Below are 15,228 nucleotides of genomic sequence, written 5' to 3'. Positions count from 1 at the left end.
CCTGGCTCGCGCAGATAACGGCCTGCAGAGGCTCCAAAAACAAATGCCAGTCCGAAGACTGGCATTTGGCGGTATGAACGAAAGAAGCGGATCACTTCTCGGCGGACTTGACCCCGAAGGCATTGAGCAGCAAGCAGCAGGTTACTGCTACCGCTACAAACCCGCTCAGGAAGATAAAGGGCATGGCCCCATATCCCAATACAGTCCAGATGGTTTGTTCAAGCAGACTCATTATGTGTCCTTCATCCAGTGAAATGGGTGTCCCTTTCGTGACGGGGTTATTCCCCGTTCCTGATGATGCTATTTGACCCCAACCAGCGCCTGAGTCCTATGCCACCAAAGTAATAAATAGGGGGCTACTTTGCGTTGGATCAACAATTTATCCCTTGCCGAGGAAAAATATGGACGCAATTCAACCCGTTGTCAGCCTACTGCCCTCTCCTCCCCCATCGCTGCGCCAAAAAGAGGGAGGCGACCCCAGGGTCGCCTCCTTGTCAGTTGGCCTGTTGCCGCGAGCGGCGTTACCTCAATAGAAGCGCTGCTGCTCCGCCGCCATCGCCTTGAGGCGATCGCAGGGGGCGAAGCGGTCGCCATAGCGCTTCTGGTAGTGCTCAAGGCGTGCCACCAGGTGCTCGATGCCAAGGCTGTCCATGTAGCGGAACGGGCCCCCCAGGAACGGCGGGAAGCCGATGCCGAAGATGGCGCCGATGTCGCCATCGCGGGCCGAGGCCACCACGCCGCTGTCGAGCGCCATGGCCGCTTCGTTGAGCATCATCAGCACGCAGCGCTCGGCGATCTCCGCCTTGGCCTGTTTGGCCTGGGGGCTGACGCCCAAGACGCCGTAGACGCTGTCGTCCACCTTCTTCTTGCCCTTGGCGGCTTTGCCGTAGAGGTAGAAGCCCTTGCCGTTCTTGCGCCCCTTGCGATCGTTTTGCAGCAGCTTGTCAAAGGCCGCCGGTGCCTGGAAGCGCTCGCCCCCCAGCTCTTTCTCGAGGATCGGGGAGATCTTGGCGCCAACGTCGATCCCCACCTCGTCCAGCAGGGTGATGGGGCCCACCGGGAAGCCGAAATCGAGCAGGGCACCGTCCAGTACCTCCACCGGCTCCCCTTCCAGCACCAGGCGCGCCGCCTCGTTCATGTAGGGGGCTAGGATGCGGTTGACGTAGAAGCCCGCCTCGTCCTTGACCACGATGGGGGTCTTGCCCTGGGCCCGGGCGAAGGCCAGGGTAGTGGCAACCGTCTCGGCACTGGTGCCGGCGTGGGGGATGATTTCCGCCAGCGGCATCTTGTCCACCGGGCTGAAGTAGTGCAGCCCCACCACCCGCTCCGGGTGTGCCGCCGCCGAGGCGATCTGGTGGATCGGCAGAGAGGAGGTGTTGGAGGCAAACACTGTGTGCTCGCCGCATTCGCGCTCTACATCCTTCACCATCTGGTGCTTGAGATTGAGATCTTCGAACACGGCTTCCACCACCAGGTCGACCCGGTGGAAACCGGAGTAGTCGAGGGTGCCGGTCAGCAGGCTCATCTGCTTCTCAAGCTCGCTGCGCAGGATATGACGACGCTTGAGCTTCTTGGCCAGGATGTCGTAGCTGTAGCGCATGGCGTTGCCGATGCCGGCACTGGCCACGTCCTTGATCCGTACCGGTACCCCCGCCTTGGTGGCGGTGACGAAGGCGATGCCGCCCCCCATCAGACCACCGCCCAGCACGGCGGCATGGCCCACCTTGCGCGGCTCGGCCCCCTGATAGGTGACCTCCTTCTTCATCTCGGTGGTGGCAAAGAAGATGGAGCGCAGAGCGGCGGATTCGCTGGTCATCACCAGCTCGCCAAAGTGGCGGGATTCGGCGGCAAGGCCTGCCTGCATCCCCTCTTCCACCCCGATGCGCACCACCTCCAGGATCAGCTCAGGGGCCGGGTAGTTGCCGCGGGTCTTCGCCTTCACCCCTTTGCGGGCCTGATCGAACAATACCTTGCGGCCAAGCTTGTTGGTCTCCAGCAGTTTGCCCTGCAGATCCCGCTTGAGCTCGTGCCGGGGCTTGCCCTTCTTGGCCAGCTTGATGGCGGCCTCCAGCAGGATGGAGGGGGGCACTACATCGTCCACCAGCCCCAGTTTCTTGGCCTGCTTGGCCCGCACCTGCTTGCCGGTCAACATCAGATCGAGCGCCTTGGCCACCCCGATGAGGCGCGGCAGACGCTGGGTACCACCGGAGCCCGGCAGCAAGCCCAGTTGCACCTCGGGCAGGCCGAGCACCGTCTTGCCGTGATCGGTGACCACCCGGCCATGACAGGCCAGTGCCAGCTCCAGCCCGCCGCCGAGGCAGGGGCCGTGGATGGCGGCGATCACCGGGATGGGCAGCGACTCGATCTCGGCAAAGATCACCTGCCCTTCCCGCGACAGCGTCTCGGCATCCTTGGCGCTGGTACAGGCCGCCAGCATGCTGATGTCGGCGCCGGCGATGAAGGAGTCCTTCTTGCCGGAGACCACCACCAGACCGATCAGCTCTTTATTGGCTTTCACCTCGGCCAGCACCGCGCGGATCTCGTCCACGAAGGCGGCTTTCAGGGTGTTCATGCTCTCGCCCGGCACATCCATGGTGAGAATGCCGATGCCATCCTGGCGCACCGCCAGGGAAAAAGTCTTCTCGCTCATCACTCTACCTCCAACACCATGGCCACGCCGAGACCGCCCGCCGCACAGGCGGTGTTCAGCCCCAATCCTCCTCCCCGACGCCGCAGCTCGTGCAGGGTCTGGGTGATCATGCGCGCACCGGTCGCGGCAAAGGGGTGACCATAGGCCAGCGAGCCACCGAGGACGTTGAATTTGTCCATATCCACCTCGCCGATGGCCTGCTCACGACCCAGCTTGCTCTGGGCAAACTCGTGGCTGGCAAACATCTTGAGGTTGGCCAGGGTCTGGGCGGCAAAGGCTTCGTGCATGTCGATCAGAGTGAGATCGCTGAGCGTGATGCCGGCGCGGTCCAGCGCCAGCGGGGTGGCGTAGGAGGGGCCCATCAGCATGTCCTGCCACACATCGATGGCAGAAAACGCGAAGCTGCGGATATAGCCGAGCGGCTCGAGACCGAGCTCGCGGGCTCGCCCTTCGCGCATCAACAGCACGGCGGCGGCGCCGTCGGTGAGCGGGGTGGCGTTGGCGGCGGTGACGGAGCCGTGCAGCCGGTCAAACACCGGCTTGAGCTTGGCGTAGCTCGCCAGATCCGAGCTTTCGCGGATGTTGTTGTCTCGCTCCAGCGGCGCCTTGTAGGGAGGCACGTGGGCGGTGAACACCTCGCCACTGAGCTTGCCATCGGCCCAGGCCTGGGCGGCCAGAGTGTGGGAGCGGTGTGCCAGCGCGTCTTGTGCCTCGCGGCTGATCTGGTGACTCTTGGCCATCTGCTCGGCGGTCTGGCCCATGGAGAGACCGGTGGAGTACTCGGCCACGGCGGGCGGCACCGGCAGCAGATCCTTGACCCGCAACTGGCGCAGGATATTGAAACGCTGCTGCAGATTGCGCGCCTTGTTGAGATCAACCAGGGCGCGGGCCAGCTTCTTGCTCACCCCGATGGGCAGCACGGAGGAGGAGTCGGCGCCGCCGGCGATGGCGATGTCCACCGTGCCGGCCATGATGGATTCGGTGACGTTGGCAACGGCCTGGAAACTGGTGGCACAGGCGCGCGACACGCTATAGGCATCGGTGCTGACGCTCATGCCGGTGCCGAGCACGATCTCGCGGGCAATGTTGGGAGCTTCCGGCATCTGTACCACCTGGCCGAACACCAGCTGGTCGATGAGTTTGGGATCGAGATCGGTGCGAGCGAGCATCTCGCTCACCACCAGTTTGCCCAGATCCACCGCAGGCACGCCGTGAAAGGCGGTGGCCTGCTTGGCAAAGGGGGTGCGCAAACCCGCCACGACGGCAATCCGTTCGCCCTGGCGAGTCGTCAGTTTCAATGGCTCTTTCATCCTGGCTCCTTGGTTAAACGAGAAGACTAAAAGGGAGAGGTCTGACCTCATTGCGCCACATCTTAACAATCCACTCACAAATTTCATACGGCTGATTGAAACTAAATTGCCGCCATCTTGGCCCCCTCCCTCGCCCTTGTGCGCCAACTGGAGTATAAAAAGATCAACTTCTATGAAAACAACGGGTTTATTGCATGGCAGCGGCCGAGTTCAGACAGCTTGGGGACTATCTTGGTAGTCAGATTCTGGGACAGGGCCCCCTCATCGAGGGGCTGCTGATCGCCCTGTTATGTGAAGGACATGTGTTGATCGAGGGCGCCCCCGGTCTTGCCAAGACCCGGGCCGTCAAGGCGCTGGCCGGCGCGGTGGAGGGGCGCTTCGCCCGCATCCAGTTCACCCCCGACCTGCTGCCCGCCGATCTCACCGGCAGCGAGGTGTTTCATCCCCAGGATGCCAGCTTCGTGTTTCAGCCCGGCCCCCTCTTCAACCACCTGGTGCTGGCGGACGAGATCAACCGGGCGCCGGCCAAGGTGCAATCCGCCCTCTTGGAGGCGATGGCCGAGCATCAGATCACCGTGGGCAAGAAGAGCTGGCGCCAGCCCCCCCTCTTTATGGTGGCCGCCACGCAAAATCCGATAGAACAGGAGGGGACCTATCCCCTGCCGGAGGCCCAGCTCGATCGCTTCCTGCTCAAGCTGCTGGTGGACTACCCGAGCCCCGCCATGGAGCTGGCCATCCTCCAGCTCAACGCCCAGGGCGACACCCTGCCAACGCCGCCACTCACCCTGAGCCAGGCCGATCTGCTGGCGGCCCGCAGCGCGGTGCAGGCGGTGCAGATGCAGGGGCGTCTCGAACACTATCTGGTGCAGCTGGTCTGCGCCACCCGCCCTGGCAGCGGCCTGTGTCCGGAACTCGAGCCCCTGGTCGCGGTGGGCGCCAGCCCCAGGGCCAGCATAGGTCTGGCCAGGGCGGCTCGCGCCAGGGCCTGGCTGGCCGGACGGGATTTCGTGCTGCCTGAAGACATTCAGCAACTGGCACCGGCCGTGCTGCGCCATCGCCTCATCCCCAGTTATCAGGCGCTGGCGGACAACCTCGACAACGAGGCGCTAATCACCCTGCTGCTGGATGCGATCCCATGCCCCTGAGCCCGCTCGCACCCTCTGCGCAGGCCCTGCTGCCATGACGAGCGCCGCCGATCCCCTCGCCCATCCCGATATCGCCCTGCCGCTCGCCAGACTGCTGGCAATCAGGCTGTGGGCCCGGCAGGGGCCACGCTCGCGTATTCAACCGGTGGCACAAGGGCGGCTGGGCCGCACACCGGGGCTCACCTTTCGCGAGCTGCGCGCCTATCAGGCCGGTGACGAGGTACGCCACATCGACTGGCGGGTGACCGCCCGCCTCGGTCGCCCCTATACCCGCCTCTACAGCGAAGAGCAGGATCAGGCCCACTGGTTGCTGCTCGATCTCTCCCCGGCCATGTACTTCGGCTCACGTCACCAGCTCAAGGCACGCCTGGGCTGCGAGCTGGCCGCCGCCCTGCTCTGGCAAGGGGAAAAGCAGGCCAACACCCTGATCTGCCACGGCGTGGAGCCCCATCTGCAACACCAGCGCGGCCCGCTGGTGCCGCTGCTGGAGGCCCTCTGCCACCACTACCGGCTGGGGCTGGCGCGCACGCCGTCCCCCCACACCCTGGCCCATACCCTGGCCCGCCTCAATCTGCCCCACGGCGCCAGATTGACTCTCATCACCGATCACAGCCCTCTCGATGAGGCACTCTGCCGCCAGTTGCAGCTGCTCGGTCGGCGCCACGACCTGCATTGCTGGCAGATCCGCGATCCGCTGGAGGCAGCCCTGCCCGCCCAGGGCCGCCTGGCGGTGCGCGCCGGCCAGCAGAGCGGCTGGCTCGAGGCCGGCGAAGCGGGGTTCGCCTGGCGCTATCAAGCGGCCGCCGAGCAGCTGGCCCGCCAGAGCCATCAGCAACTGCTGCCGCTGGTGCAGCGCCTCTACCGGCTCGACAACGGCCAGCCTCTGCAATGCCAGTGGCAGGAGGGGGCATGCCGCCAATTCTGAACTGGCTTGCCAGCGCCGTGCCGGGCAGCAATGTACCCACCTCCCCGCTGGCGGCCCAGCTGCGCGACATTCACCCAGGCCCGCTGCTGCACCTGGCCCCCGATCCCCGCCTGCTGGGCTGGTGGTGGCTGCTGATCGCCCTGCTGGTCGGCACCTTGATCATCCTCGGAGTGCAGAGCCTGCTGCGTTATCGCCGCTGGCGGCGGCAGCTCGACTGGCAGGCCCCCGATCTGGTGCCCCAGCTGCAGACTGCATTACGCGAGGCCGTGCTGCCCCGCTGGCCCGAGGCGGCTGCCCTGCAGGGCGAGCCCTGGCTTGTCTTTCTTGATTCTCTGGGGCTCGATCCTCTGGGAGGCAGCCGCTTTCGCGAGCTGGCCCCGCACTGGTCTGCCTGGCTCTACGGCGGTCAAAGCCCGGATGCGCAGCAGCGCCAGGCGCTGCGCCGGGCCTACCTCGCCTGGGGACGTCACTGCATCTGCCCGCCAGCCTGGTTGCTGGCGCTGCGCACTCGCTGGCGGCGCGGGCGAAGCCGTACAAGAGATGTGCACATCCGGAGGCAGCCATGATCCTCGCCTGGCCCTGGTTTGCCCTGGCGCTGGTGCTGCCGCTGCTGGTGCGCTTCGGTCTGCCGCCCCGCCCCAGCGGCGCAAACGCCCCCGGTGTGCTGAACCATGCCGGCTTTCCTCTGCTGCGCCCCCATGCCGGCCAGCCCCTGTGGCGGATGGCGCTGTGCTGGTGCGCCCTGGTGCTGGCGCTTTGCCGTCCCCAGTGGCAGGAGCCGCCTCAGGTGAGCTATCAGAGCAGCCGGGATCTCATCCTGGCGGTGGATCTCTCCGACAGCATGCGCACCCAGGACATGCTGGACGACGGGGAGCAAAAAGACCGGCTCAGCGCGGTGCGCCAGCAGATAGACAGGCTCATCGCCGCCCGCCCCGGCGATCGCATCGCCCTCATCGTGTTTGCCGACCACGCCTACCTGCTCTCACCCCTGACCCAGGAGACCAACGCCCTGCTCGGCCTTACCCGCGAGCTCGATTTCGAGCTGGTGGGGCGCACCACCGCGCTGGGCGAGGCCATCCTGCTTGCTCGCCAACACAAGGCTCCCAACCGCTCCACCGCCCTCTTGCTGGTCACCGACGGGCGCAACACCGCCGGCAGTGCCGATCCCCTGAGCGAAGCCAAACGAGCCGCCGCCGCAGGCATTCGCCTCTATACCTTGGGGGTGGGCGCCGATCCGGATACCTTTGCCGAGGCGATGGCACCCATGCTGGCCCCGGCCCAGAGCGATCCCAGCGCCGAGCTGGACGAACCCCTCTTGCAGCAACTGGCCGAGGTGGGCCATGGCCGTTACTTTCGGGCGCGCACCCAGGGGGATCTCGAGGCCATCAATCAGGCGCTGGATACCCTGGAGCCCGTCGCCACCGCGCAGACCCGCTATCGCCCCAACGTGGAGCTCTACCCCTGGCCGCTGGCGCTGGCCTGGCTGCTGCTGAGCTGGCCCACCCGGTTGCGCTGGCCGGCGCGACTGATTCGCAAGGCTCTGCCTGACAACCCGTCCCGAGGCGCCCCATGATGGATCTCACCCTGCTGCGCCCACTCTGGTTGCTGGCCCTGCTGCCCTGGTTGTGGCAGGGGTGGCGCCGTCGCCGCCAGCCCCCGCTGCTGGCCCCCGCCATGCAGGCCTATCTGCTGCCGGGGCAGCGGCGCCAGCGCCCCTGGCTCTGGCTGGCCTGCCTGCCAGTGATCCTGGCCTTGAGCGGCCCGGCCCTGCGCCAGCAGAGCCTGAGCGTGCCAAGCCCGGCCCTCGACATCTGGCTGCTGGATCTCTCCCGCTCCATGCTGGCCACCGACCTGTTGCCGGATCGGGCCACCCGGGTGCGGGTGCTGCTGCAGGATCTGCTGGCCGACAGGGCGCGGCAGGAAGCAGCCCATCCCATCGCCCTCATTCTATTTGCCGGGGATGCCTACCTCGCCATGCCGCCCACCCGGGATCAGCAGGCCATCGCCCTGCTGCTGCCCGACCTGCGCCCGGCCATCATGCCAAGACAGGGCAGTGCGCCCGAGCGCGCCGTGGCACTGGCGCTCAAGCAGATCCCCGCCGGCCGGCAAGCCCGCCTGCTGCTGATCACCGATGACCTGACCGTGCATCAGGCCGAGCGGATCAAGGCGAGCTGGCCCTGCCAGGGCAACCTCTTTTGCCACCCCGAAGTGCAAGCCCGTCTCGATATCCTGCTGGTCAACGCAGGCCAACCCAGTCAACTGCCCGCCACCCTGGGCGGCGGCCTTGGCCGCGAGCTGCCCGCCCCGGATGTGGCAATGCTGCAGCAGTTGGCCGGCGATCTCGGCGGTCAGCTGCAGTGGCTGCAGCAAGGATTGCCGCGCTTTGCCCCCCTGCCCATGAGTCAGACCACAGGCGCACACCAGGCGCAGGATCTCGGCCCCTGGCTGCTGCTGCCCCTGCTGCCGCTGGCACTGCTGGCCCGCATCGGCAGCCTATGGCTGGTGGTAATGGGGACACTCTTGCTGACGCCCCCCTCCCTGCAGGCCAATCCGGCGCTTGCCAGCACGCCCCCGATCGGGGACAACCTGGCCTGGCAGGCCTTCTTGCAGGGGCGCTACCAGGAGGCGGCCCGCGCCTTTGCGGATCCTGTCTGGCAGGGCAATGCCTGGTATCGGGCCGGCGACTACGGCCGGGCCGTTGCCGCCTACGGCCGGGCCAACAGCGCCACCGCCCACTACAACCGGGGCAACGCCCTGGTACAGCTGGGCCAGCTGGCCGCCGCCGAGCAGGCCTATCTGGCGGCGCTGGCACTGGCCCCCAACCATGAAGACGCACTTTACAACCTGGCGCTGCTGCGCGCCCAGCCGCCCGCGGCAGCACCAGAGGCGCAGGATCCCAAGCCTGTCGATACCCCCGAACAGGCCGCTACCCCGGATGCCCCGCTGCCTCCATCTCCCCCCGTACTGCTGCTGGAGCAGCGGCTGCGCAAGGAGGATCAGCGCAGGCGCGAGCAGGAGGCCGACAAGGGCCTTCTCCCCACAAGAGGGGAGGATCCCTGGTGACGCGCCTCTTTGCCCCTTGCCATGCGCTCTGCCTTCTGCTGCTCTGGCTGCTGCCGGCGCAGCTCTTTGCCGCCCCGCCCCGGGCCGAGCTGCTGCCGGGGGCCGATCGCCGCGACTGGCTGCTGATCATCGAAGCGGACGGCGAGCGCCAGAGCGATGAACTCGCCATCACCCCCCTGCTGCGCCGCTTTGCGGTGGGCAAGGTGACCATGAGCCGGGTCACGGCCCCGCAGCAAAACCTGACCCGCTGGCAGATCCCCCTGCACCTGCTGGACGACGCAGAGCAGCTGGTGCCGGCTCTGTCGCTGGGGAAGGAGCAGACCCCGTCAATCCCCTTTCCGCCACGCTCCGAGAGCGGCAGCCTGGTGCCTGCACCAGCCATCTCCCCCATCGAGTTGCAGGCCCGGGTGCTGCAACAGGGGCCGCTCTACCCCGGCCAGCCCTTTGTCTATCAGCTCAGCCTCTGGCTGCCCGCCAACATGGAGGCCCCCAACCTCACCGAACCGGCCAGCGATGCCTTCACCATCCGCCGTCTCGGCAACGATCAGTGGCAGCCCCCGGCGAGCCCCGGTCTGCCGGGCCGGCTGACCCGCAGCTGGCTGCTGCAGGCCAGGGAGGCCGGGCGCCATCCGCTGGAGTCCCCCCGCTTTCAGGGACGTCTGCCGCAGGATGACGGCGGCAGCGACCCCCTCTCGGCGCGGGCCGCCACCCTGTTCGTGCAGATCGACGAGCCCCCGCTGCAACCGGTGGCGAGCCGACTCACCCTGAGCCAGCGGCTGGATCCCCCCACCGGCGCCAGAGCGGGCGAACCGGTGATCCGCACCCTGACCCTCACCCTGGAGGGGGGGGATGGCAACCGCCTCACCCTCTCCAGAGTGCTCGGAAGCACAGCCCTGCCCGCCGGCGTGCAGGCCAGACCGGACGGGGAACAGCAGCAGGAGCGCTATCTCGCCGAGGGGACGCTGCGCTTCGAGCGCGAGTGGCGTCAGGCCCTGACCGTCGACGAGCCCGGCGATTACCTGCTGCCCGCCATCGAGCTGGCCTGGTTCAACACCCAACACAAGCGCATCGAATACGCGCACTTACCCGCCGTCCCCTTGCACATCACCGCAGGGGCGCAGGGGGAACCGACCCGGGATGGGCCGAACGACGAGAGCCTGCGCTGGGTCATCTGGGCTCTGCTGCTGCGCGCCTGCTGGCGCCACGGGCCGCGCTGGCACGCCTTTTATCGCCTGCAGCGGGCGCTGGCCCGCACCGAGGCCGAGCCGATCCGCCAACACCTGCTTGGCTGGGCCGCCCTGCGCTGGCCACAGCCCCATCTTCGTCTCGACACCCTGCCCTGTCGCCGCGCTCCCGCCCTTGCGCCCCACTTCGCCGCCCTGGAGCGAGCCTGTTTTGCCGCCGTCTCCCCCGCTAGCCATAGTGGGCACGACTGGCGCGGCTTTGCCGCGGCCCTATGCGGCCATGAAACTTTTGCGATAGCCTATGGCCTCAGGCAACTGGCCCGGATCGGTGGATCCGGGCCTTCATTCAAATAAGGAAGCCCAGCGATGGCTTTAGGATTTTTCAGAAAAAAAGGCGCCACGGTCGGAAAGGATCCCACGACCTCTCCGGTCTATGGAGGTATGGCCGACAAACAAACCAAATACGAAGCCCTGGTGCATGCCCTGCACGGGGACATTTACCGCTACGCCTACTGGCTGTGCCGGGATCCGCAAGTGGCGGAAGACCTGGTGCAGGAGACCTTCCTGCGCGCCTGGAAGGGGATAGACACCCTGGTGGATGACAAGGCCGCCAAGGCCTGGCTCATCACCATACTGCGGCGGGAGAACGCCCGGCGCTTCGAGCGCAAGCAGTTTGATCTCGTCGATCTCGACGAGCACCCCCAGAGCGATCAGGAGGCGCTGCACAGCGAGCAGGAGATGGAGAACGAGTGGCTCAGACGCCACATCGCCCGCCTGCCGGCAGAATACCAGGAGCCCCTGCTGCTGCAGGTGCTGGGAGGCTTCAGCGGCGACGAGATCGCGGCGCAACTGGGGCTGAACAAGAACACCGTCATGACCCGCCTGTTTCGGGCCCGCAATCAGATCAAAGAGGCCATGGAGTCAACGACCCAACAGAGAGGACACACCAATGGATGAGCTGGAATTTCGCCGTCGGGCCATAGCCCATCCACATGAGCAGGATCCCGCGTTTCTCGAGCAGGCCCAGCGCTCTCCCGCCAACCGCAAGCATCTTGAAGAGATGAAGCAGCTCGATCGCAGCCTGCAGCGGGCGATGGAGGTCGAGGTGCCGGCCGGCCTGGCCGAGCGCATCCTGCTCAGGCAGGCACTGGAAGCAGATCAGGAGCAGGTGGTGCCCCTGCCGGTGCGCCCGCGCAGCAACTGGCGTGCGCTGGCGATGGCCGCCTCGGTCGCCTTCCTGCTCGGCATGAGCACCCGCTGGCTGAGCTGGCCGCAGGCCACCCCGGACGAACTCTCGCTGGCCCAGGTCGCCATGGCCCACGTCTATGGCGAGGAGCCCTTTATCAAGGATGTGGACGAGCAGGTGAGCCTGCGCACCATCAACGCCAAGATGGAGAAATATGGCGCCACCCTGATGGGCATGCAGGGGTTGAAGATCACCTATGTCAACCACTGCTCCTTCTATCAGGGGCCGGCGCTGCACATGGTGCTGCAGGGCAAGATGGGCCCGGTCACCCTGTTTCTGGTGCCCAAGCATGTGCCGCTCACCCTGCAGCAGCCCACCTTCGAGGATGGCCAGCTCAAGGGGGAGATCCTGCAACTCAAGGGGGCCAACATGGTACTGATCGGTGACATGGAAGAGCCGCTGGCACCGGTGGCGCAGCAGCTGGAATCCCGACTGCACTGGTCGATTTAACAGGTGTTAACGCAATCCTGACCCGAACGACCTCGGGTCAATCCGACGGGCAGACCAGACAACTTGGCTGCCCGTTTCCGCCCTTATCCCCCACGATTTGCCGCCATTTCCGGCTCATTCACAGCAAGTGCCGAAAAATATTTTTGTGATGCAGATCGCCCTATGTGCGTGTTTTTTATCCAATAAATGGTAAAAGAGACTATTTATGCGGCACATTCAAACAAATGATTAACACTCCAGAAACTTTTATGTATTCTGCTGTCACTGGTCTGATTTCTTACCTCCTACCAGATCCATAGAATCACGCCAGAATTGAATGGGAAGAAGCTGAAATAACAACAGATCTTGTCACATACGGAGGCAAAAAAGCCCCGATGCTGACAGAAAATCTGCCTACAAGAGAGAACACTATGACAACTGCCTTTTTCAAAAAGAGCCTGATCGCTGCCGCCGTCACTCTGGCCAGTACCCAAACCTTCGCCGCCGCGTTTCAGCTGAACGAACACTCAGCCTCCGGTCTGGGCCGTGCGTACGCCGGGGAAGCCGCCGTGGCAGACAACGCCTCCGTGTTGTCCCGCAACCCGGCAGCCATGACCCAGTTTGACAAGATGGCGTTCTCCGTATCCGGCACCTACATCAAGCCGGACGTGGATGTAAATGGTGACATCTATGCAGGTTCCGCCAAGATGGCCGGCGCCAGCGAGAGCGGCATCGCACCGAGCGCCTTCGTTCCCGCCACCTACTTCATCCAGCCGCTGAACGATCAGTGGGCCTGGGGCATCGGCCTGTTCTCCAACTACGGTCTGTCGACCGAGTACACCGAGAACTTCAACGGTGGCTCCATTGCCGGCAACACCGAACTGCTGACCTTCAACATCAACCCGAACATCGCCTACCGCGTCAACCAGCACTTCACTTTCGGTGCCGGTGTGAACCTGGTCTATGCCAAGGCTGAACTGAACCGCCGTGCCGGCGTGCTGGCCGCCGTGCCGCCGCTGAGCAGCGTACCGGGTGTCGGCAAGGACACCATCGTCAGCCACCTGAAGGGTGACGACTGGGGTTACGGCTGGAACGTGGGCACCATGTTCGAAGTCAACGAAAACAACCGCTTCGCCCTGACCTACCGCTCCCAGGTGGATCTGAAATTCAAGGGTGACTACCAGGGTACTTCCTCCGGCTTCAAGACCGTCGGTGGCGAGCTGCCGCTGGATCTGCCGGCCCAGGCCGAGTTCGCCGGTTACCACCGTCTGAACCAGCAGTTCGCGGTGCACTACTCCGTCAACTGGACCGACTGGAGCGCCTTCCAGGAGCTGAAGGCCACCAGCGGCCAGTGCAACAGTACCGACGGTGCCGGTGTCTGCCTCTACAAGCCGGAGAAGTTCAAGGACTCCACCCGCTACTCCCTGGGCGGTACCTGGTACGTCAACCCGTCCTGGGAAGCGCGTATCGGCTTTGCCTACGACAACACCCCGATCGAGCCGGAATACCGCAGCCTGAGCATCCCGGACTCCGACCGCGTATGGTATAGCGCCGGTGCCACCTACCACATCGACAAGGACATGAGCGTCGATTTCGGCATGGCCTATCTGGACGGCAAGAAAGTGGACGTCAACGAGAAGCTGGTTGAAAGCAACGAAGCCCTGCGCTGGAAAGGCACCTCCCACGGCAACGCCTTCCTCGCTTCCGCTCAGTTCAACATGAAATTCTGATCATCAGCGAATTGACCAGAGCGCCTGCGGGCGCTCTTTTTTTATGCGCAATGCCTGTTTCAGCGTACATCTGTAGTAAACAACTGTACGCTTTTCTTTTTTTATCAAGCTATTAGCAGCACATCCTCCAGCATTTAATCCCGTTTTGAACCACCTGCCTCCGCGCCCGTTGCCTTACTGGTCGTACCATATAAAATCCTGCATCCAATCAGAAAAACGTTCGAACCCAAGGTTCACTTTCAAGGACAATGCAATGCACTCCATCATGAAGCCGTCTCTCATCGCCCTGCTGGTGCTGTCGAGCCAGGCCCAGGCGGCAGGTTTCCAGCTGGCCGAGCAATCCGCCACCGGCATGGGCCGCGCCTTCGCGGGCGAAGCCGCCATCGCCGACAATGCCAGCGTGCTCTCCCGCAATGCCGCCGCCATGACCCGTTTCGATACCATGGCCTTCTCCGGTGGCTTCATCTATGTGCACCCCGATGTCAACATCGAGGGCACCACCCGGGTGCCGACCGCCAGAGGGCCGGTCGACCTGGATGCGGCGGCCCACGACATCGCCGATGATGCCTGGGTGCCCAACGCCTACCTGATAGTGCCGCTCAACGATCAGTGGCGCCTGGGGCTGGCCGCCACCTCCTATTACGGGCTCGGCGTCAAGATGCCGGACAACTACAATGCCGGCCACTTCGGCAACGTCTCCGACATCAAGACCGTGGATCTGGGCGCCTCGCTGGCCTATCGCGTCAACCGCGTCTGGTCCGTCGGCGCCGGCCTCTCCGCCATTCAGGGCGAAGGGGAAGTGGGTGGCACCTTCCCGTCCAACAACCAGATCGCCAAGCACCTGAAAGGGGATGGCTGGGCCATGGGCTGGAACCTGGGCACCCTGCTGGAGCTGTCGGACGCGACCCGCATCGGCCTCTCCTACCGCCACGACGTCACCCTGAAGCTCTCAGGCGACGCCATCGGCATCGATCAGAACGGGCAGCCCTTCACCGATACCGGCAGCCTGGAGCTGCCGCTGCCCGCCACCGCCGAGCTGGCCCTGTTCCATCAACTGACGCCGGCGCTGGCGCTGCATTCGAGCATCAACTGGACCAACTGGAGCAAGTTCGTACAGCTGGAGTCCGAGCTCGATCACCACGGAGTCATGCACATCAAGGACGAGCACTGGGAGGACAGCTGGCGCTACGCGCTGGGCCTGACCTACCAGCTGGCGCCGCAATGGCAGCTGCGCTCCGGCCTTGCCTATGACCGCAGCCCGGTCCCGGCGGATCGCCGCACCATCTCCATCCCCGACTCGGATCGGGTCTGGTACAGCGCCGGGGTGGGTTATCAGATCGATCGCAACCTTTCGCTGGATCTGGGGGTGACGCTGATCGACGGCAAGAAGGTGGACGTGAGCGAGACCATGCAGCTCAAACCCGGCATACCGCAAACCACCTCCACCTTCCAGGGCACTTCGGAAGGGGACGCCTGGCTGGCCGGTCTGCAGCTCAATTACCTGTTCTGACGCGGGCGGGCACCCTTGCCCGCCCATTCAAGCACT

Annotated in this window: 13 protein-coding genes; 10 read left to right on the top strand and 3 right to left on the bottom strand. The window is 65.0% G+C overall.

Going from position 1 to position 15,228, the window contains the following annotated elements; translation table 11 throughout:
- Positions 1 to 91 precede the first annotated feature (91 nt).
- From PG897_RS01250 to fadI, 3 genes are all read right to left on the bottom strand, one after another.
- A complete protein-coding gene (locus PG897_RS01250; protein ID WP_005301193.1) occupies positions 92 to 232 on the bottom strand; it encodes a TIGR02808 family protein in 141 nt (46 codons plus the stop codon).
- Between the two features lie 294 nt (positions 233 to 526).
- Complete coding sequence (gene fadJ, locus PG897_RS01245; RefSeq protein ID WP_201880694.1) at positions 527 to 2,650, bottom strand: fatty acid oxidation complex subunit alpha FadJ; 2,124 nt, start codon at positions 2,648 to 2,650, stop codon at positions 527 to 529.
- Positions 2,650 to 3,960: an acetyl-CoA C-acyltransferase FadI gene (gene fadI, locus PG897_RS01240; protein WP_010633895.1), complete on the bottom strand. Its 1,311-nt coding sequence runs from the start codon at positions 3,958 to 3,960 to the stop codon at positions 2,650 to 2,652. Before fadI ends, fadJ begins: the two co-directional genes overlap by 1 nt.
- Positions 3,961 to 4,154: 194 nt before the next feature.
- Between fadI and PG897_RS01235 the strand changes: the two genes are divergently transcribed.
- The 10 genes from PG897_RS01235 to PG897_RS01190 all read left to right on the top strand — a co-directional run bounded on the left by PG897_RS01235 (position 4,155) and on the right by PG897_RS01190 (position 15,192).
- The gene (locus PG897_RS01235) at positions 4,155 to 5,105 is read left to right on the top strand and encodes an AAA family ATPase (RefSeq protein WP_201885002.1); all 951 of its coding nucleotides are present in this window, start codon (positions 4,155 to 4,157) and stop codon (positions 5,103 to 5,105) included.
- 34 nt (positions 5,106 to 5,139) lie between these two features.
- Complete coding sequence (locus PG897_RS01230) at positions 5,140 to 6,030, top strand: DUF58 domain-containing protein (protein WP_201880696.1); 891 nt, start codon at positions 5,140 to 5,142, stop codon at positions 6,028 to 6,030.
- A complete protein-coding gene (locus tag PG897_RS01225) occupies positions 6,015 to 6,596 on the top strand; it encodes a DUF4381 domain-containing protein (RefSeq protein WP_201880698.1) in 582 nt (193 codons plus the stop codon). The genes PG897_RS01230 and PG897_RS01225 overlap by 16 nt, the downstream gene beginning before the upstream one ends.
- Positions 6,593 to 7,603 (top strand): VWA domain-containing protein, encoded by a 1,011-nt coding sequence (locus tag PG897_RS01220; protein ID WP_201880700.1) that lies wholly within the window; start codon positions 6,593 to 6,595, stop codon positions 7,601 to 7,603. Before PG897_RS01225 ends, PG897_RS01220 begins: the two co-directional genes overlap by 4 nt.
- Positions 7,603 to 9,093, top strand: coding sequence for a VWA domain-containing protein (locus PG897_RS01215; protein ID WP_201880789.1), 1,491 nt, complete (start codon positions 7,603 to 7,605; stop codon positions 9,091 to 9,093). The genes PG897_RS01220 and PG897_RS01215 overlap by 1 nt, the downstream gene beginning before the upstream one ends.
- Positions 9,090 to 10,631, top strand: a complete 1,542-nt coding sequence (locus PG897_RS01210; RefSeq protein ID WP_201880702.1) for a BatD family protein — start codon at positions 9,090 to 9,092, stop codon at positions 10,629 to 10,631. The genes PG897_RS01215 and PG897_RS01210 overlap by 4 nt, the downstream gene beginning before the upstream one ends.
- A gap of 12 nt (positions 10,632 to 10,643) precedes the next feature.
- The gene (locus PG897_RS01205) at positions 10,644 to 11,234 is read left to right on the top strand and encodes a sigma-70 family RNA polymerase sigma factor (protein ID WP_005301215.1); all 591 of its coding nucleotides are present in this window, start codon (positions 10,644 to 10,646) and stop codon (positions 11,232 to 11,234) included.
- Complete coding sequence (locus PG897_RS01200) at positions 11,227 to 11,973, top strand: DUF3379 domain-containing protein (protein ID WP_201880704.1); 747 nt, start codon at positions 11,227 to 11,229, stop codon at positions 11,971 to 11,973. The genes PG897_RS01205 and PG897_RS01200 overlap by 8 nt, the downstream gene beginning before the upstream one ends.
- A gap of 410 nt (positions 11,974 to 12,383) precedes the next feature.
- Complete coding sequence (locus tag PG897_RS01195; RefSeq protein WP_005301224.1) at positions 12,384 to 13,682, top strand: outer membrane protein transport protein; 1,299 nt, start codon at positions 12,384 to 12,386, stop codon at positions 13,680 to 13,682.
- 253 nt (positions 13,683 to 13,935) lie between these two features.
- Positions 13,936 to 15,192 carry an OmpP1/FadL family transporter gene (locus tag PG897_RS01190; RefSeq protein WP_201880706.1) on the top strand — a complete coding sequence of 419 codons (1,257 nt, stop codon included), beginning with the start codon at positions 13,936 to 13,938 and terminating at the stop codon, positions 15,190 to 15,192.
- Positions 15,193 to 15,228: the final 36 nt, after the last annotated feature.

This window comes from Aeromonas sp. QDB20, assembly GCF_027707805.1.
Lineage (GTDB): Bacteria > Pseudomonadota > Gammaproteobacteria > Enterobacterales > Aeromonadaceae > Aeromonas > Aeromonas dhakensis.
This window is presented reverse-complemented; position numbering and strand designations above follow the sequence as displayed.